This is a genomic window from Streptomyces sp. NBC_01334, from assembly GCF_035983595.1.
Lineage (GTDB): Bacteria > Actinomycetota > Actinomycetes > Streptomycetales > Streptomycetaceae > Streptomyces > Streptomyces coriariae.
Map to the genome: position 1 here is coordinate 9,512,199 of NZ_CP130718.1, position 19,128 is coordinate 9,531,326.

At 72.0% G+C, this 19,128-nt stretch carries 14 protein-coding genes; 9 read left to right on the plus strand and 5 right to left on the minus strand.

Going from position 1 to position 19,128, the window contains the following annotated elements; translation table 11 throughout:
- The first annotated feature begins 19 nt into the window (after positions 1–19).
- Complete coding sequence (locus OG736_RS42235; RefSeq protein ID WP_327187195.1) at positions 20–1,513, plus strand: alkaline phosphatase family protein; 1,494 nt, start codon at positions 20–22, stop codon at positions 1,511–1,513.
- 183 nt (positions 1,514–1,696) lie between these two features.
- On the opposite strand, the gene OG736_RS42240 is transcribed toward OG736_RS42235, so the two are convergent.
- Entirely contained in the window at positions 1,697–2,746 is a 1,050-nt protein-coding gene (locus tag OG736_RS42240) for a cellulose binding domain-containing protein (RefSeq protein ID WP_327187196.1), read from the minus strand.
- A gap of 407 nt (positions 2,747–3,153) precedes the next feature.
- On the opposite strand from OG736_RS42240, the gene OG736_RS42245 reads away from it, so the two are divergent.
- Together OG736_RS42245 and OG736_RS42250 are read left to right on the plus strand one after the other, a co-directional pair.
- Positions 3,154–4,515, plus strand: coding sequence for a hypothetical protein (locus tag OG736_RS42245; RefSeq protein WP_327187197.1), 1,362 nt, complete (start codon positions 3,154–3,156; stop codon positions 4,513–4,515).
- 152 nt (positions 4,516–4,667) lie between these two features.
- Complete coding sequence (locus tag OG736_RS42250; protein ID WP_327187198.1) at positions 4,668–5,351, plus strand: alpha/beta fold hydrolase; 684 nt, start codon at positions 4,668–4,670, stop codon at positions 5,349–5,351.
- Between the two features lie 62 nt (positions 5,352–5,413).
- Here the strand turns inward: OG736_RS42250 and OG736_RS42255 are convergent, their stop codons facing one another.
- The gene (locus OG736_RS42255) at positions 5,414–6,427 is read right to left on the minus strand and encodes an aldo/keto reductase (RefSeq protein ID WP_327187199.1); all 1,014 of its coding nucleotides are present in this window, start codon (positions 6,425–6,427) and stop codon (positions 5,414–5,416) included.
- A 49-nt stretch (positions 6,428–6,476) separates the two neighbouring features.
- Positions 6,477–7,118 (minus strand): ScbR family autoregulator-binding transcription factor, encoded by a 642-nt coding sequence (locus tag OG736_RS42260; RefSeq protein ID WP_327187200.1) that lies wholly within the window; start codon positions 7,116–7,118, stop codon positions 6,477–6,479.
- A gap of 137 nt (positions 7,119–7,255) precedes the next feature.
- Between OG736_RS42260 and OG736_RS42265 the strand changes: the two genes are divergently transcribed.
- The 3 genes from OG736_RS42265 to OG736_RS42275 all read left to right on the plus strand — a co-directional run bounded on the left by OG736_RS42265 (position 7,256) and on the right by OG736_RS42275 (position 10,598).
- Positions 7,256–8,317, plus strand: a complete 1,062-nt coding sequence (locus tag OG736_RS42265; RefSeq protein ID WP_327187201.1) for a ScbA/BarX family gamma-butyrolactone biosynthesis protein — start codon at positions 7,256–7,258, stop codon at positions 8,315–8,317.
- A gap of 305 nt (positions 8,318–8,622) precedes the next feature.
- Positions 8,623–9,858 (plus strand): acyl-CoA dehydrogenase family protein, encoded by a 1,236-nt coding sequence (locus OG736_RS42270; protein WP_327187202.1) that lies wholly within the window; start codon positions 8,623–8,625, stop codon positions 9,856–9,858.
- Positions 9,855–10,598, plus strand: a complete 744-nt coding sequence (locus OG736_RS42275) for an HAD family hydrolase (RefSeq protein ID WP_327187203.1) — start codon at positions 9,855–9,857, stop codon at positions 10,596–10,598. The genes OG736_RS42270 and OG736_RS42275 overlap by 4 nt, the downstream gene beginning before the upstream one ends.
- An 85-nt stretch (positions 10,599–10,683) precedes the next feature.
- Here the strand turns inward: OG736_RS42275 and OG736_RS42280 are convergent, their stop codons facing one another.
- Positions 10,684–11,289 carry a TetR family transcriptional regulator gene (locus OG736_RS42280; protein ID WP_327187204.1) on the minus strand — a complete coding sequence of 202 codons (606 nt, stop codon included), beginning with the start codon at positions 11,287–11,289 and terminating at the stop codon, positions 10,684–10,686.
- A gap of 294 nt (positions 11,290–11,583) precedes the next feature.
- Positions 11,584–15,087, minus strand: coding sequence for a carboxylic acid reductase (gene car / locus OG736_RS42285; RefSeq protein WP_327187205.1), 3,504 nt, complete (start codon positions 15,085–15,087; stop codon positions 11,584–11,586).
- A 757-nt stretch (positions 15,088–15,844) separates the two neighbouring features.
- Here car and OG736_RS42290 point away from each other — a divergent pair.
- From OG736_RS42290 to OG736_RS42300, 3 genes are all read left to right on the plus strand, one after another.
- Entirely contained in the window at positions 15,845–16,870 is a 1,026-nt protein-coding gene (locus OG736_RS42290; RefSeq protein ID WP_327187206.1) for a ParB/RepB/Spo0J family partition protein, read from the plus strand.
- A gap of 133 nt (positions 16,871–17,003) precedes the next feature.
- Positions 17,004–17,834, plus strand: coding sequence for a 2-amino-3,7-dideoxy-D-threo-hept-6-ulosonate synthase (locus OG736_RS42295; RefSeq protein WP_327187207.1), 831 nt, complete (start codon positions 17,004–17,006; stop codon positions 17,832–17,834).
- A 128-nt stretch (positions 17,835–17,962) separates the two neighbouring features.
- Positions 17,963–19,075, plus strand: coding sequence for a 3-dehydroquinate synthase II family protein (locus tag OG736_RS42300; RefSeq protein WP_327187208.1), 1,113 nt, complete (start codon positions 17,963–17,965; stop codon positions 19,073–19,075).
- Positions 19,076–19,128 lie beyond the last annotated feature (53 nt).

The window sequence follows — 19,128 nt, forward strand, 5'->3', positions numbered from 1 at the left end:
GTTCCCTTCGGAGGTTCACATGTCACACCACATGTCCCGCCGCTCGCTGCTCCTGTCCGCCGCCGCGCTCGCGGCCACCACCGGCCCGCTGACGGCCGTCGCCCGCGCAGCCGCCAGAACGCCCAAGGTCCTCGTCATCGGCCTCGACGGCGCCCTGCTCACCCGCATCAAGGACGCCGACGCCCCTCACCTCGACGCCCTGATGGCAGCCGGCCTCACCGCCCCCAGCAGCATCTATGCGAACCCCCTCGCGCCCACCCTGTCCGGCCCCGGCTGGTCGACCATCATCACCGGCGTCTGGCCCGACAAGCACAACGTCAAGGACAACACCTTCGCAGGGCAGCGGTTCGCGCAGTACCCGGACTTCCTCACCCGGATCGAGACCGCGCAGCCGTCTGTGTCGACGTACGCCGTCGCTTCCTGGGCGCCGATCACCGACACCGTCTTCTCGTCCAAGGTGGACACCCGCGTCTCCACCCCCGGCGCCGAGTACGACACCGGCACCACCACCCGCGTGATCGCACAGCTGACCGGCGCTGACCCCGACGCCGTCTTCGTCCACCTCGACAACATCGACCACGCCGGCCACACCTACGGTGCCGCCAGCACCCAGTACACCGACGCCATCCACACCGCAGACACCCAGATCGGCCAGATCCTGGGCGCCGTCACGTCCCGTGCCGGCTATGCCACCGAGGACTGGCTGATCATGATCACCACCGACCACGGCCACACCGACACCGGCGGCCACGGCGGCTCCACCCTTCCCGAACGCCAGACCTTCCTGATCGCCACCGGCGCCGGCCTCGCCCCCGGCTCCGTCCGGTACGACGTGAAGATGCCGGACGTCGCCGCCTCCGCCCTCGCCCACCTCGGCATCGCGATCTCCCCGGCGTGGAATCTGGACGGCCGGCCCGTCCAGCAGCCTCGGTCCGACGACTTCGACGCCTTGCGCGCCAAGCTCACCGCCCGCACCGACGAGACCGGCATCCCGGCCTCCGTCCTCGGCTACACCCACTTCCCGCCCGCCGGCTGGTCCGTCGACAACACCGCGATGGGCACCGGCGGGGTCACCGAGTGGCGCGGCTGGGCCTTCACCACCGACGAGTTCTGGACCCAGGCCCAGCGCGACCAGGGGCGTGAGTCCAACCTCCGCGCGCGCAACGTCTTCGCTGTCGCGGACGGCGACGAATGGCAGGACAGGACCTTCTCCGGCACCTTCGACTCCACCCTGCTCAGTCCCGCCTACCCGGTCACCGGCGGCACCACCGCCACCCTGACCTACACCACCTACTACCGCCAGGAGTCGCCGCAGAAGGGCGAGGTCCTCGTCTCCTACGACGACGGCACCCCCGTCACCGTCCGGACCTACACGGCCGACGTCCCCTCACGCACCGAAGCCGTGACCCTCCAGGTCCCCGTCGGCGCGCGCACCGCCCGCGTCCGTTTCCGCTACACCGGCGGCAACAACTGGTACTGGGTCGTCGACGGGGTCCGGCTGAGCTCGTCCTGACGGGCTCGGGGCGCCGGTACACGCTCTCCGGCGCCCCGATTCGTCAACTCCTCTGCGTACACCTGCTCAAGCAGGAAGGCGCGGTGCTGGGACCGAAACGGCGGGCATCGTGCCGAGCTACCCGGCCCCGGGTGACCTCTGCTGTGACGTGCTCACACGCCGTCCGCCGCCCACCGGAAGGTCTCAAGACGCCGAACACGTGGCCGTCACCGAAGGCGCGCCCGCCGCAGCCGACGTGCTCGCGAGGAAGCCGAAGGTGGTGCTCGCCCCCGCCGTCACCGTGCCGTTCCACCCGGCGTTGCGCACCGTCGTCCCGGTCAGCGCGCCGTTCCAGACCTGGGTGAGCCGGCTGCCCGTCGGGAGTACGAGGGACACCGCCCAGGAGGAGATCGCCGCCGTGGACGAGGTGTTGGTGACCGTCACCTCACCCTGGTAGCCGCCCTGCCACACCGACACCGCCCGGAAGGCCGCCGAGCAGCCACCGCTGCCGGGGTCCCCGGGGTCCCCCGGGTCACCGGGGGTGAGCAGGGCCGACAGCGCCGGGTACCAGCGGGCCGCCATCTTGGCGTCGCCGGAGGCGTTGGGGTGGACGCCGTCGTAGGTGTCGGTGGCCGTGTCGAAGCCCGTCCACTGGTCGACGACGGTCACCGGCGACTGCGCGGTGGTGATGCCATGGGCCCAGTCCGGAATGCGCTGGTTGAAGGCCACCGTACGGGCGGCACACTCGGCGCAGCTGCTCGGATCGATCGGGATGAGCTGGGCGACCAGCACCTTCATCGCCGGGTTGCCGGCCCGCATCTGGCCGACCAGCTTGGTGTACGCGGTGAGGATGGTGTCCGGCGCGATGCTGCTCCAGACGTCGTTGGTGCCGAAGTGCATGACAACGATGTCCGGCAGGGTCGCCGCCAGCCAGCCGGGCAGCAGGTTCTGGTCGGCGGTGGCGGTCGCCTGGAAGCCCCCGTGGCCTTCGTTGTCGGCGTCGTGTGTGAGGGCGCAGCTCTGGGCGTTCAGGGTGCCGACGAAGTCGATGTCGGTGTAACCGGCGTTCTGCAGCTGGTTCCAGAGGAGGGAGCGCCAGCAGCCGGGGGAGCCGGTGATGGAGTCGCCGAGCGGCATGATCCGTACCGGGGTCGCGGCCGCGGCGGACGGGGCGCCGGCCAGGCCGTAACCGGCGACCAGGACGAGCAGGGCGGCCAGGAGAGTGGCGAGGAGGGGGTGGCGTCTGTTGCGCACGAGGGTGTCCTTCCCGAAGTGGGGCGGGAGCGGGGGTGCGGCACGTATATGTGGGAGCGCTCCCATGGCTACGTGCTGTTCATCAAGCCACCGTTGTCGCTGACACGTCAATATCCCGGACGGGCCCGGATCGACTGTGTCGTCTCTTCGGATCTTGCCGGTTCGGCTTGTCTCGACCGGCGGGATGCAGGGTGAAGGCGGACGTCAGGCGATGGCTCCAGAGCGCGAGCTCGAGGTGGGAGCGTCTCGGAATGCGCCTGACCGGATGGTGCCGTCCGAGATGCCGGCAGCTGTCGGCGGGAACCGAGAGCATCCGCAGACCGCGCGGGATTGTCGGACGCCGACGGCGCAGGGCAGCCGGGCCATGCGGGCGAGGGCCGCTGGTGCAACTCGGCTAGCGTGGGCGCATGGTGCATCTCAAGCGGCCGCAGCTGTCCGGGCTCGGGCGGAACCCGGCTGCCCCGACGGGTGTCCTGGTGCGCCTGGCCGCGCACGATGCGGGCCGTCACGGGCTGTTGATGCGCAAGGGGCAGCTGCCCGACGCGGTCGTCGAGGCCCTGCTGACCCACGGCGGCGGCGATGCCGCTGCGCAATTGCACGGGCGCCGGGTCTCCCCGGTGATGCGCAGCCGGATCGCCGGACATCCCGACCCCGCGATCCGCGATGCGCGTGCGGACCTCGTTCGCACCATGGTGGAGTGCGGGTCGGGGTTGGGCGTCGAGGCCCTGGTCGAGGCGTACGACCGGCCGCCGGCGGAACTCGCGGCCAGCCCCGACCCCAGGGTGCGCGCGGCGATCGCGCAGGACTGGCACGATCGGCCCGCCGCCGTTCAGTCCGCGCTGCTCACCGATGCGGATCCCGGGGTGCGGGCGGCGGCGACGCGGGCCGAGCACCCGGGCGTCCCGCCGGAACTCCGCGAGCGCTGTCTCGCCGATCCGGCCGTCCGGTCCACCCTCGCGCGCCGTCTCCCACTGACGCCCGCGCAGTTCGAACGGCTGCTGGCGACCGGGGACAAGTCGGTGCTGCGCGCTGTGGCCGGGAACCCGTGCCTGACCGCCGACATGGTGGCCCGCTTGCGGGACAGCGAGGATCCCTCCGTGCGCGTCGCGGTGGCCTACAGCCGCCACGTCCCTCCCGAGACCCGGGACCGCCTGCTCTCGTTGGTGAAGGCCGAGGACGCGACAGGCAGTATCGATGCCGAGGTCGCCCTCCACTGGTCGTCCTACCGGCCCGTCTGGCTGCGGGATGCGCCGCTCGCCGAGCGGCTGACCTACCTGGACTGCCCGCACGCGGTGTTCCGGCGAACGCTGGCAGAGAGCACGGACCTTCCCGACGAGGCATGGCAGCGACTGGACGAAGACCCCGACGTGTCCGTCCGCTACGCCGCCGCCCTCAGACCTGATGTTCCGTCAGATACGCTGCTGCGACTGGTCCGGGCCCACGGTGATCCGTCCGCCTTCCGGCCCCTGCTGGTGGAGCACCCCAACTTCCCGCGCCGGGAACTGCGCGGCCTGGTGGACGAGCCGGACCCGAGGGTGCGCCTCCTCGCCCTGGAGGACCCCGAGTTGCCCCTCGCGGAGCTGCGCCGGTTGGGGGACTGCGAAGAGTCGATCCTGCGCGCGGGGGTGGCCAGGCATGCCAACGTCAGCGCGGACCTCCTGGAACAGCTGCTGGCCGACCCGGAGCCCGAGGTCGCCGACCATGCTGCGGCCAACCCCGTGCTGCCGCGGGCGGGGATGGGCCGCATCATCGCCCGGGCCGGCCTCTGACGGCCGCACGGGCACGCTCTCGCCGCGGGGCAACGAGCGCTCTCGGCGGTGTTGCTGCCGTTCCTCCTCTTTCCGCGGAACGGCCGTGACATAGAGTGACGTGGCCGTTACGGAACGTACGCGTGGGGTTGTGCTTCGCTTACGATGACGCGGTGAAGTTCGTGATGGTGCCAGGTGGTTGGCAGGGCGGGTGGGCGTTCGACGCGGTTGCGGCCGAGCTGCATCGCGACGGTCACCAGGTCGAGGCGGTGACCCTGGCAGGGCTGGAGCCGGACGGCCCGGTCGACGTGGACCGGCCGCCGAATCTCGACACCCACATCGACCAGGTGGCCGAGATCCTCGACTGCGGCGGTGAAGGGCCCCTCGCGCTGTGCGGGCACAGCTACGGCGGGATGGTGATCGCCGGTGTCGCGGACCGGCTCGGTGACCGCCTCGATCAGCTCGTCTTCATCGACGCCTACGTCCCGGAGGACGGTGATTCGTGCTGGTCCCTGACCAGTGACCGGTTCCGGCACCTGTTCATGGCCGGTGCCCGCGACGACGGCCGCTGGGTGGCGGTCCCCTGCGGGGCCGACCCGCGCGCGCGGCCGCACCCGCTGGCGAGCCTCCTTCAGTCGCTCAGGCTGCGCAGCGGCCCCGGACGCGCGGTCGGCCGCACGTTCATCAGCGGTGGCGCGTGGCCAGGCAGCCCGTTCGTGGCTGTGAGCGAACGGCTGCGCCGCAACTCGGGCTGGCGTGTGCACGAGATCCCCGTCGGCCACAACATCGCCCGTCACGATCCGGGCGGTCTCGCAGCAGTCCTCGGGTCGCTGCCGCCGGCCGGCGGGAGTGCGTGACGCTGATGCGCGGCCCGCGGCCCCAGGCGGTGGCGTGCTGAGCGCCGGCTCCCGGTGGGAGGTCACTCGCGGGCGGTCGCGGTGGTGCTCATGTCCGCGTAGCGGGTGCCGGCCACCTGTGCCGCCAGCGGTTCGAGCGCGGAGAGGTCGGCCGCGGACAGGGTGAGCGCCGCCGCCGCGGCGTTCTCCCGCAGCCGGGCGGACCTGCGGGAGCCGGGTATGGGGAGGACGGTGAGGCCGTGGACGCGGGACTGTTGGTGCAGCCAGGCCAGCGCGATCTGTGCGGGGGTCGCGGCGTGATCCGCGGCGATCGCGCGGACGGTGCCGAGGAGCGCGTGGTTGGTGCGAGCGTGCTCGCCGGTGAACCGGGGCATCGTCAACCGGGTGTCGCCCGGGCTCAGTTCGCTGCTGTCGGGGAGCGCGCCGGTGAGCAGGCCGCGGCCGAGGGGCGAGTACGCGACGAACGCCAAGCCGAGTTCCGCGGCCGCGGGGACCGCCGAGGTCTCGACGTCGCGGCTGAAGAGCGACCACTCGGACTGCAGCGCGGTGATCGGGTGGACGGCGTGAGCCGCGCGAAGTTCGGGGCCGGTCACCTCGCAGAGCCCCAAGTGGCGGACCTTGCCCTCCTGGACGAGCTCCGCCATCGCGCCGACGGTCTCCTCCAGGGGGATCGAGGGGTCGCGGCGGTGTGCGTAGTACAGGTCGATGGTGTCGATGCCGAGGCGTTTCAGGCTGGCGTCGACGCACTGGCGGACGTAGGTGCGGTCGCCGCGGACCTGGTTCCAGGTCCGCCGGCCCGGCTGCCGCACGATGCCGAACTTCGTGGCGAGGAAGACCCGTTCGCGGTGCGCGCGCACGAAGGGGCCGAGGAGCACCTCGTTCTCGCCGTGCCCGTACAGGTCGGCGGTGTCGAACATGGTGACGCCCGCGTCGAGGGCGGCCTGCAGGGTTTCCTGCGCCTGGGTTTGTGCGCTGGGTCCGTAGAACTCGCTGAATCCCATGCAGCCGAGGCCCTGGGCGCCTACTGACGGACCGCTGGTGCCGAGGGGAACGACCGGGAGGGTGAGCGCAGACATGGGAAGGGCTCTCCTTGTGCGGCGGTGGGTGGCCGGGAGGGCGCGGACATCACGCGTGGTGGGGGAGGACGACGTCGATGATCTCCTGTACGCGATCCGTGAGATCCTCACGATTGCGCTGGACCCAGGAGATGTGCTGGCTGCCGAAGAACGCGGCGACGATGACCCGGGCCATGGAGGCGATGTCGGTGGTGGTCCGCAAAGTGCCCTCGTCCTGGGCCTGTGCCAGTAGCTCGGTGAGGAGCTGGGTGAACTCGCTGAACGGCGTCGGCATGTCGGCGTCGACCAGGTTCCGCTCGATCTGCAGCCGGGCACCGGCCTGCATCACCGGGTTGTCCCGCAGGGCGACCGCGGTCTGCAGGAGGAGCTCGGCGACCGCGTCGAGCGGCGGGAGCTGCCTGGCCGTGACCGATTCGGCAATGGCGGGCAGTTGCGTGTAGAACTCCTCGGTGACCGCGACGGCCACCGCCTCCTTGTTCGTGAAATGAAAGTAGACGGCTCCCTTGGTCACCTCGGCGCGGTCGGCGATGTCCTGGAGCGTGACGGCGGGGAACCCCTTCTCGGCGAAGGCTGCCGCGGCGGCGTTGAGGAGCTGCCTCCGGGTGCGGCCGGCCCGTTCCTGCTTGAGTTCCCGCGGGGGTGAGGCCTTGGCTCCGGCGGCTGTCCGGGGGTCGCTCTTCAGGTTGCTCATGATTCCTCTTCCGTACGCTTCGACGGTGCCTGGCGCGCATGCCCCGCACGAGATGGTTCCCTTGCAAGATACCTCTGCGAAGGTATATTTTCACGGCGCACCACCACGGTATTCCCGAACCCAATGGGGGAGAGACCATGGACCAGTTGCACGAACTGTCGACCAGGGTCCCAGGCGCACCGGGCACGGCAGTAGTGGATGCCTCTCTGCAGTTTCTTCAACCAGTCTCCCGACAGCTGGTCCACAGGGCCGCGGTTGCGGAGGTCTTCATCACGGACGCCCTGCAGGTGAGCGAGGGCCGGTTCCTCGTGGGAGCCCAGTGGCCTCGGGATCACGCACTGTACTATCCCGACGCCCAGGGCATGTCCGATCCGCTGCTGCTGACCGAGACGGTGCGCCAGGCCTTGGTCTACCTGGCGCACGAGTACTGCGGGATCCCGCTGGGGCACCGCTTCGTCGGCAGCGACACGTACTTCGAGATCACGGACCACGAGGCGCTTCTGGTCGGCGACACGCCGTTGCACCTCACCCTGGACGTCCAGTGGTCGTGGGTGGCGAACAGGCCGCCCCGGCGCTTCGGTATGCGGGTGGACGCGGTGGTGTCCGTGGCCGGGCGCGAGTGCGCCCGGGCCGGGCTGAGCGTCTACGCCGTCGACGAGAGGCTGTACCAGCGGCTCCGCTGGCAGGGGACGAAGAGCCCGGGCCGTGACGAGGCCGCCCGCGTCGGGCACTCCGCCGCAACTCGCCTGCCGGCGGCCGACGTCGGCCGCCTGCGGGCCAAGGACAGCGTGTTGGGCCGCACCGAGACGGGGGAGTGGCGGCTGCTGGTCGATCTTCACCACGCCGTGCTCTTCGACCACCCCGGAGACCACATACCGCTGATGGTCACCCTGGAAGGCGCCCGTCAGCTGAGCCACCGCCTGGTCCACCGCCGCCACGACGCTCCCGCGGGAGCGGTACTGCGCGCTGTCCGGATGGACTGCCCGGCCTTCGCCGACCTCGACGAACCGGTACGGCTGTGCGCCCAGTTGCAGCCGCCGGCCACCGCGTCGGACGTCACCGGGCTGCGCATCACGGCGGTACAGAGGGAGGACACCGTCGCCACGGTCACCATGGAGTGGCTGCCCCGAGTCCTGCCCGCCGTGCCCGCGGAGGTCACCTTCTCCCGTGGCACCGTCGGCTCCGGCGCGGCGGTGTAGCGGTGAGCACGGACCGGCGGGCTCCCCTCGACCGCGGCCGCGGTCTGCGGGGTACGGGCGAACCGAGACCCCGCCGCACCCTGCGAGTTGCGCGGACCGCGACGGTCGGCTGACGCCCGAACTCGAAGCGGCGTCGATCGGTGGGCCGGACTTCCCGGCCGTGCGTGCCTCCCGTGGCGGGACGGGCGCCGATGCGCACGTGCGCAGGGGGCGTTCCTGCTCTCGCGGCATCCGCACCTCCGAGTAAGAAACCGTTAAGAAAGTATGTTTCCACATCCCTGTCCGGCTCGACAAGGAGCTAAACGATGCTCGATCATGCTGAGCCGCAAGAAAAGCAGCGATCCGGCCTTTCCCTTCCGGAGCGAACAGGCGGCACGCTCGCCGAGGACGCCGTACTGCGGGCCGCCCGGGCGGCAGGGTGTGGCGCCTCGGCGGCGGACCGGGACCGGCGGCTGGCTCCCGCGGTCGTGACCGCGCTCAAAGAGGCCGGTTTCGCACGTCACTTCGTGCCCCGCCGATGGGGCGGCCGGGAAGGCGGCTTCGCCGACCTGATCACCGCCACGGCACTCATCGCCGGGCAGTGCCCCTCGGCCGCATGGTGCGGCATGCTCTGGGCCGCGCACGGGCGGTACGCCGCCAGGCTGCCCGAAGAAGGACAGCGGGAGTTATGGGGGAGGGGCCCCGACACACTGATCGCCGCGGCCCTTGCCCCGCCCGCCGGAACGGCTCGCGCGGTACCCGGCGGCTGGCTGCTGGACGGCCGGTGGGACTGTGTCAGCGGCGTGGACTTCTCGCACTGGGTCCTGCTCGCGGCCCCGGCCGACGGCACCCCGGTCGCGGCCGGTGTCACTCTCGCCGGTCCGGCGCAGCCCGCGGCATGCGTCCTGGCGGTACCGCGCTCCGAGGTGATCGTGCGCGACACCTGGCGCAGCACCGGGCTGCGCGGCACCGGCAGCAACTCCGTCGACGTACGCGGGGTGTTCGTCCCCGACCGGCGCGCCTGCCCGCTGGGCGACGTGCTCTCCGTCGTGGTCGAGCCCGGCGCCTCACCGGCACGCCAGGCGTCCGCGCAGCTGGCCGGCGGCCCGATGTTCTGCGCCCCGGCGCTCGGCGCGGCCCGGCTCGCTCTGCGGTCCTGGACGCGCTGGGCGGCGACCCCGCCCGCCGGGCGCCCGGCAGCCCTGGGCGACACGGCCGTCCAGCGGGTGCTGGCGCGCTCCGCCGCCGAGATCGACGCCGTCGCCCTGCTGCTGGACCGGGCCGGAGCCGGCGCCGACGCCGAGCCCACCGCTCCACGCGTCGAGGCGGTCAACCGGCGCGACGCCGCGGTGGCGGCCGAGTTGCTGGTGGAGGCCGTCGAACGGCTGTTCAGGACGGGCGGTGCCCACGCCCGGGACGACACCAGCGAGGTCCAGCGGGCCTGGCGGGACACGCACACGGTGGCGGCGCACGGCGCCCTGCGGCTGGACGCCTCGGCCGGCGCGTACGCCGCCTGGGGCGAGGGCGAGTGGTCGGCGCCGATGCCGTGCGGGTCGCGATGAGCGGGCCGTCCCGCCTGGTGTTCAGCGACGTCGACGAGACGCTCATCGCAGGGAAGTCGATGCTCGACTTCCTCGCGTACTACTTCCGCAGCACCCGCGGAACGCGAGGTGCCCGCCTCGCGGCGGACGTCCGAGGGGACCTGACCCGCCGGACGTCCGCCGGCGCTCCCCGGGAAGCCATGAACCGCCTGTACTACCGCACCTGGGCGGGCGAGCCCGCTGCCCGGGTCGCGGAACTGGCCGAGGCCTGGTACGCCGAGCGGTCGGGGGCTCCCGGCTTCTACCTGGCTGCCACACGCCGGGCGCTGGAACTGCACCGCGGCGCGGGGGACACGGTCATCCTGGTGTCCGGATCGTTTCCCGCGGTCCTCGCGCCCATCGCCGCCGAAGTCGGTGCGACGCGCCTGCTGTGCTCGGTCCCCGCGACCCGTGACGGAGTGCTGACCGGCCGACTCGTGGGCGATCCCTGCATCGGAGAGGCGAAGCGCGCGGCGGTGCGTGACGCGCTGCGGCGCTGTCCGGACGTGGACCCTGCGCGGTGTTACGCGTACGGGGATCACCTCTCCGATCTGCCGATGCTGGCGGAGGTGGGGCACCCCGTCGTCGTGGGCGGCTCGGCGGAACTGACGGCGCGGTTGCCGCGGGCGCGGGTGCTGCACCGGCACGCGGCGCTAGGCGTCCCCGCCCTGCTCCCACCCGGTCCGGTGGCCGGCGCCGAGGCCGGCCGGGCAGGCGCCTGACCGGCCGCACCAGCGCTCTCGCGTCTCGTCCGGGCCGGCCCGTCTCCACCGGAGGCGAGCGGCCGGCCGGGGGCGGACCGGCGCTTCAGGCGTCTTGCGGGCCGGCGGCGGCCCATCCGTCCCTTCGCGGCCCGGACACGGCCGCCCACAGGTCGTCGAACTGCCGCGCGGCGTCGGCGTCGTCACGCGGCACGGGATGAGGAACCCCGAAGAAGACCGACACCAGCAGGCGGGCCACGGCCTCCGGGGGATATCCGCCGGAGCTCCCGTCACCGGCCTGCGCCTGCGTGACGGCACGGGTCAGCGGCAGGCAGATCCGTTGCACCAGCCCGAGGTCGTGCCGGTCCAGGTGAGGGCTCTCCACGGCGAGACGCAACGCGGACCGGGCCCGCGTGTCCTCGCGGAGGTGCCGGGCGAGATCGAGCACGGTCTCCCGCAGGGCGCGCACCGCCGCAGCGTCCGGCTCGCCGGCCCGCGCCGCGCGCGTGCTCAGCTCGTCCCCGGCCTCCTCGATCAGCGCCGTCGCCAGCTCCTCCTTCGAGGAGAAGTGCCCATACAGCGCGCCCTTGGTCATACCGGTGCGCTGGATCACGTCGAGCAGTGTCGTGCCCATGTAGCCGTGCGCGGCGAACTCCACCGCCGCGGCGTTGAGCACCTGCTCCCGTGTACGCGCTGCACGTTCCTGAACCATGCCGAGCCTCCACCCCCCGAATAAAAACCTTTGAAAAGGTATGTTTTACGGACGACGCGCCGCCGAACGCATTGACGTGATCTTATCCAGGTGCTCCGGAGCGCGCGGCGATATCCCGCCATGCTCCGGGCAGGGGTGAGGCAGTCCGCCACCGGGCCCGAGCAGGGCACTGCCGCCCGGGGCGGACGCCGACGGCGGACTCCTGGAGGAGCCCGCGCACCGCGCCGACTGCTGCGGCGCCGTCCCGTCCGCCCCGGGAAGCAACGCACCGTCACTTCCCGGGGCGGACGGGCCCTATGAGATCAGGCCCAGGTGCCGCAGGTCCGCCACGTACTTCTCGACCAGCGGCCGGGACAGGTGCGGGATGTCCTGCTCGGCGCCGATGCCCGCGGTGCGCACCGCCGCGCGGAACCGCCCGGCGGGCAGTGCCGACGTCGTGCGAGGGATGAGCGGCTCCCGCCAGGCGGCCATCAACGGCAGCAGGGAGTACGGGCGCTGCGCCTGCGGCAGCGTCTGCAGCGCGGCTTCGAACTGCTCGTGCCACTCCCCGTGGCCGCCGACCCGGCGGACGGTGATCCCGCTGTCGGCCAGCCAGTCGACCACGGTGTCCAGCGAGACACCGTCGTCGTGCGGGTTGACCACGTTGAACGTCCGGAACCCGGCGGTACGCAAGCCCAGGGCGGCCACCGCGGCGGCGACGAAGTCCCCCGGCAGCCCGTCGTAGTGCGCCCGCGGCCGCCGGTCGCCGTCCGCGCCGCTGTAGAACGACTCGGGTGCGATCCCCGTGGCGATCAGGCTCAGCAGCAGTCGGGTGAAGGTGTCCGGCACGTTGAGCTGCCCGGCGTACCGGGCATGCGCCAGGATCATGCCGGAGCGGAACACGGTCACCGGCAGCCCGCACAGGTCGTGGGCCTCGCGCAGCAGCACCTCGCCGGCCCACTTGCTGGTGGCGTAGCCGCCCGCGTGGCTGTCGTCGATCGCGTGCTCGGGGTGGGCGACCCTGATGTCGGTGTCCTCGTCCGGCGTGGCCGCACCGTGAGCGGCCAGGGCCACGGTGGACACGTACACGACCGGCTTCAGCCGGGTGGTCAGGGCGGCGCGGACGACCTCGGCGGTGCCGGCCACGTTCGGCTCGAACAGCTGCCGGTACGGCAGCACGTGGTTGACCAGCGCCGCCGGGTGCACGACGAGGTCCACCGTGGCGGTCAGCTGCTGCCAGTCCTGTTCGCTCAGGCCCAGGTGCGCCGCGCCGATGTCGCCGGCCAGCACGCGCAGCGCGCCGCCGGCGGTCAGTTCGGCGAAGCGGCTCTTGAGCGCGGTGTCCCCGCTGTCCAGGGCCTCCTCCAGGCGCTGCCGGGCGGCGTCGTCGTCGGCGGCGCGCACCAGGCAGACCAGCGTGCCGCCCACCGGAGCCAGCCGCTGCAGCCACTCCAGGCACAGCAGCCGGCCGAGGTAGCCGTTGGCCCCGGTGAGCAGCACCGTGCGCGGCTCGCCGGCCGGCCGGGGGAGTGCCGTGCTCGCGGTGAGTGTCGCAGCGTCGATGAACTTGTCCAGAGTGAGGTCCGCGGCCCGCACCGAGGTGGCGTGCTCGCCGTGGACGGCGGCGAAGGTGGCCCGCTGAGCCGCGGCGCCGCCGCGCAGCCGCTCCACGAGTCCGGCGATCTCGCCCAGGCTGTTGGCCGGTCCCAGCAGGGTTCCGACCGAAATCTCGACGCCGAAGATCTCCCGCAGCAGGTTGGCGAAGGACAGCGCCGACAGGGAGTCTCCGCCCAGCTCGGTGAAACGCCGCTCCGGGCCCGGCTCGACGTCGAGCCCTGCCAGCAGCGCCTGCGCGGAGCGGGCGACCGTCTCGGCCACCGGGCGGTCGCGGTCCTGCCACACCGCGCGCAGCTCCGCGGCCTGTCCCGCGGCGAGTTCGGCGTAGCGCCGCTCGAGCCGTTCGCCGTACCGCTCCTTCAGCCGCGGGCGCAGCTGCTTGGTCGAGTCGGTCAGCAGGCCGTTGTCCTGGCTGAACGGCACGGTCTCGACGATCAGGTCGCGCGGGACCTCGTAGGGCGCCAGTCCGGCCTGCGCGGCGACGCTCTGCAGCGATCGGCCGACCGCCGCCTTCAGCGCCGTCTCGTCGCCGGCCTGCGCGATCGCCTCCGGGGTCGGCACCACCACGGCGAGCAGGTACGCGCGGGAGCTGTTCCCGTAGACGAAGATCTGCCGCACCAGCGGGCTGGCGACGAGCGCAGCCTCCACCTTGGACAGTGCGACGAACTCCCCCTGGGAGAGCTTGAGCACGTTCTTGCGGCGGTCGACGTAGACCAGTTCGCCGGGCGCGGTCTCGGCCATGATGTCGCCGGTGCGGTAGTAGCCGTCCTGGTCGAACACCTCGGCGGTGTCCTCGGCGCGCCGGTGGTAGCCGGGGGTGATGAGTGCGGTCCTGACCAGCAGTTCGCCGCGCGGGTAGGGGGAGTCGGCGGTGGAGTAGCCCAGTTCGGGCACGTCCACGAGCTTGTAGTCCACCACCGGGGGGCTCTGCACGCGGTGGTCCAGCATGACCAGACCGGTCTCGGTCGTGCCGTAGCTGTCCAGGAGCGGGACGTCCAGGTCGTTGCGGAGGAACTCGGCCAGCTCCGGGGCGAGCGGGGCGGACCCGCAGGGGGCGTGGATGACACGCCCGCCCAGCACGTGGTCGCGCAGGTGCGCGATCACCTCGGCGTGGTCGGCGTCGCGCAGCTCGCCGCGCGCCGCGCGCTGGTTCAGCTGGGCGTGGTAGCTCTCGAAGAGCAGCTCGCAGACCCGCGGCACCATGGCGATCTCGGTCGGCCGGATCAGAGCCAGGTCGTCCAGGAGGGTGGACAGGTCGCTGCCGGCCACGAAGTTCGCGGTGCCGCCGGTGGCCAGCGTCTTGATCACCAGCCTCCTGGCGACCAGGTGGCTCTGCGGCAGGAAGTTGGCCGTGATCAACGGATACTGGTCGTCGGATCCCGCGGGCGGGCGCCACATGAGGGACACCGTCGACTCCGGGAACATCACGCCCTTGGGCGTGCCGGTGCTGCCGGAGGTGTACACCAGTGCCGACAGCGCCCCGTCGGCGCCGCTGTCCGGCGGCAGTTCGGGCACCGGCGGCAGCGAGCCCGCGCGGCCGACGACGTCGGACAGTAGCTCCACCGACGTCGGTGCACCCGTCGTGGCCAGCAGCCGGCCGGCGGCCGCCAGCGCCTCCCGGTGCTCGGCGAGCTCGGGGTGGTGGTCGAAGACGAGGATCCGGTGCACGCAGGTCTGCCCGGCCAGCGCTTCGAGCACGGTCGCCAGCCGGTCGGCGCTGGTGGCGAAGACACGCGGGGCGGCCTCCGCCACCAGGTGGCGGATGTGGTCGACCGAGGCGTTGGTGTGCAGCGGCACGGCGACCGCCCCGAGCTGACCGCACGCCAGATCCACCGTGGTGTAGTCGGTGCCGGCGAAGCCCAGGATCGCGACGAAGTCCCCTTCACGCAGCGGGTGTTGCGGATGGTGGTACCAGTCGGCGGCGACCGCGCTCAGCCGAGACCACAGCTCGCCGTACGAGACCGTGTCGAACCGGGGCAGCAGCCGCACGGTGACGCGGCCGTCCACGCTGACGTACTGCCTGGCCCGCTCGCCGAGTGCGGGCCGCTCGGCGTACGCCGCCAGGGTCCGTCTGACGATCTCGGACAGGCGCGGCCCGCATCCGGTGCTCTCCTCGAAGACACCGGCCACCGGCATGCTGTCGGCGAGCTCCGGCTCGGCCCGGAACAACTCGGCAATACGCTGCTTCCGGCTTTTCCCCACGGAAGCGCGCGTGGTGATGCCTGGTGAATCATTACCCATGACCACGCCTTTCTGTGACCGCGAATTCTTTCCGGCACATGAGCCCGGCCGAAAGTCGAAGGAGAACGCCACGGGCCGGGCCTGCGCATTGGAACAGAGGCTCCGGTGGCCAAGGCGCGGGCAGCTTACCGCGCGGAAAGAAATGGACGCCAGATTATCGGGGGCGGGGGGAGGGGAGAGGAACCGTGTCCGCGACACCGATCTGCATTCCGCTCGCGCGGATCGGTGCGGGTTTCCCGCGGGAAATCACCGCGCACCGTATCCGGCTCCGCAGGGCGTCCCGTCGCCGCACCGCGGCCCGCCCGGGCCGCCCTGCGCCGGGCGGACCGTCGCAGGGGCACGCCCCCGGAAGGCCGTGCATCGGCCCCCGTCCTCCTTCCTTCCCGCCGACGGGAGGAGAGCCCGCCGCCGCGAGGTCCCCTCCTCGAGGGCGGCCCGGTCCGCTCTGCTCCTGGCCGGCGCGGTCCCGGCGGCCCGCCTCCGCGGTCACCGGATGTGCAACCGGGGAAATCCCCGGTTGCACATCGCACCGGGTGCTGCGGCAAGGTTGCAAAAAAATACCTTGACGGAGGTATTCTTATGGCGGGTCGCTCGGAGTGCGCGCAGGCTCCGGGGCCCCTGACCGAGAGCGGCGGGTGTGGCTGAGGAGTGGTCGAACGTGACAAACAGCGAAGCAGTGCTCCGGCGACGTGACGCGCGCGTCCACCCATCGGAGCGCGTGGACGTTGAAGCGCGGTACGCCGGTCCCGACGCCGACGCGGACGTCGAATGGATCCCGATCGCGACGCTCGACCTCTCCCACTCGCCGCGCTCCGCGGGGGAGAACGGCGAGCACATACGGGTCCTGGCGGAATCGCAGGCCGACCTGCCGCCGATCATCGTGCAGCGCGGCACCAACCGGGTGGTCGACGGTGTGCACCGGGTCCGCGCAGCCCTGCTACGGGGCGAACAGGCCGTCCGGGCCCGCTGGTTCGACGGCGACGACGCGAGCGCCTTCGTCCTGGCGGTACGGCTCAACGTGCGGCACGGACTGCCCTTGTCGCTGGCCGACCGCAAGGCGGCCGGCACTCGCATCCTGGGCGAGCAGGAGGACTGGTCGAACCGCGCGATAGCGTCGGCCGTCGGGCTGTCGCCCAAGACGATCGCCGCCCTGCGCGAGGCGGTCGGGCGGCCCGGAGGGCAGGCCAGGATCGGCAGGGACGGCCGCGTGCGGCCCGTCAGCACCGCCGCCGGGCGCGAGCGCGCCAAGGAGATGCTCTTACGGGAACCCGCCTCCTCCCTGCGGGCGGTGAGTGCGGTCGCCGGTGTGTCCACGGGCACCGTCCGTGATGTGCGCGACCAGCTCCATCGGCAGAGCGGGGCGGTGATCCCCGGACAGCGGCCCGCCCCGCCCGCGCGGAACGCGGAGGCGCCGCGCGCGCAGGCCGCGCCGTCGGGGCCGGTCGCGCTGGACAGGTCGACCGCGCTGCTGCGCTCCCTGCGCACCGACCCCTCGCTACGGTTCAACCAGTCCGGCCGCCTGCTGCTGAGCATCCTCGCGGTGGCCGCCATCGACCCGCGGGCGCAGGACGGTCTCGTCCTCGACCTGCCCGACCACTGCCTCGACTTCGTCGCGGAACTCGCGCAGGCGAGCGTGCAGGCGTGGCAGGACCTTGCCGTGCGTCTGTCGGAGCGCCGGTCGGCGCAGCCCGGGCGGAGGCAGCCGACGGTAAACCCTGAAAGGCAGGGAAAACGCGGGGCTTGACGGGCCGGTGAATTCCTTGGTTTTGTCATTGAAGCAACACCGGAAACATCGAAAAAACTTCCACAGAAAGCGCATCGAATGCGCGCCGGAGAACTGATCCGGTTATCTGGATTCGGGACGGGGTGTTGAGAAAATGACCGATGCATACGGCTGGACCGGAAAGGACCGTCGCGTTCAGCGAATTGTCCACTCGGCTTCCGGGACGACGTTCCTGGTTCCGCTCGACCACTCCCTGGCCGACGGCCCGGTGGCTTCTGCCGCCGGATTCGCCGGGCTCGTCGAGGCGATGGCCGCCAACGAGGTGGACGGGATCATCGTCCACAAGGGGCGCGTCCGGTTCCTGCCGACCGATGCGCTCGGGCGGCTGGCACTGATCGTCCACCTGAACGGCAGCACGCAGCACGCGCCGGACGTGGACGCGAAGATTCTGGTAGGCGCCGTGGAAGAGGCGGTTGCCCTGGGCGCCGACGGCGTCAGCGTGCACATCAACCTGGGGTCGAGCACCGAGGCCGCCCAGCTCACCGACCTCGGCGCGGTCGCCGGCAGCTGTGCCCGCTGGGGCCTGCCGCTGCTCGCGATGGTCTACCCGCGCGGCCCTCGCATCACCGACCCCGCCGACCCGGTCCTGCTGGCGCACGCGGCGAACGTCGCGGCGGACCTCGGAGCCGACATCGTGAAACTCCCCTACACCGGCTCGCCCCTGACGATGCGCGAGGTCGTCGCGGCCAGCCCGATCCCGGTCGTCACCGCCGGCGGCGTGCTCGAGGACACCGGGAAGTTCCTCGACCTCATCGACAGCACGATGGAGTCCGGCGTGCTCGGCGTCGCCGTCGGACGCAACGTCTTCCAGGCGCCGGACCCGGGCGCGCTGGCCCGCTCGGTGGCCCGCCGGGTCCACGTCGGACCCCGGTCGCTCGAAGCCCTGGCGGCCCTGCGCCAGGAACTGTCCGAGGCGGCCGTCTGACGGGCATCCCCCCAGCCGACGGTTCCCCCACCCGGCAATTCCCCCCATCGCAGACCGCCGTGACGACCCGTCGCCGGCAGCCACGCGCGACCACGACAGGCAAGCAACCCACAACCGAAGGTGTGAACATGAAATCCGCATGGATCGACCTCCGCGGCACCGCCGCCGAACTCGCCACCGCCATCGTCGAGGAGAGCACCCACATCGGCGTCGAGACCGTGGTGCTGGACGACCCCGAGCTGGCCGGCAAGGTCCCGCCGAACGTGCAGAAGGCCGCCGTCGTCACCGGGGAGACGCCCACCACCCTGATCGACCGGCTCGTCGACGTGGTCGACATCCTGATCGCCGACCACAGCATCGCCGAGAAGTTCGAGGGCATCCGCCCCGGCCTGCGCTCCGGTGTCCTGATCAAGGTGCTGGACGAGCAGAGCCTCGAGCTCGCCTGCCGGATCGCCAACGAGTCGGAGCTGACCCTCGTCGAGTTCCGCCAGGACCCCAGCAAGATCCCGCTGGAGATCCTCCTGGCCGCGGCCGACAAGGCCAAGGGCTCCATCGTCACCGTCGTCGAGGACGTCGAGGACGCGGCCACCACCATCGGCGTGCTCGAGCGCGGCTCGGACGCGGTGCTGCTGGCCCCCAAGCGCGTCGGCGACGCCACCGAGCTGGTGCAGGTCACCCGGGGCGAGGCCGCCTCGCTGGAGATGGAGGAGCTGGAGATCGTCCAGCTCACCCACCTCGGCCTGGGCGACCGGGTCTGCGTCGACACCTGCTCGCACCTGCGGCCCAACGAGGGCATCCTGGTCGGGTCGTACTCCACCGGCCTGGTGCTCGTCAGCAGCGAGACCCACCCGCTGCCGTACATGCCCACCCGCCCGTTCCGGGTGAACGCGGCCGCCCTGTCCTCCTACACCCTGACGCCCGGCAACCGCACCCAGTACCTGTCCGAGCTGCACTGCGGGTCGGAGATCCTGGCCGTCAGCACGGACGGCAGCGTGCGCACGGTGGTCGTGGGCCGCATCAAGATGGAGTCCCGCCCGATGCTGCGGATCGAGGCCCGCACCCGCAGCGGTCAGCTCGTGGACATGGTCGGTCAGGACGACTGGCACGTCCGGGCGCTCGGTCCGGGCGGCAGCGTGCACAACTTCACCGAGCTGCAGCCCGGCGACGTCATCCTCGGCCACACCATGACCGACCAGCGCCACGTCGGCTACGCGATCCGGGAGTTCCTCCACGAGCAGTAGAGCCCGAGCCGGTCACGTGACCGCCCCGGGGACCGGCGGTCAGCGCGGCACTC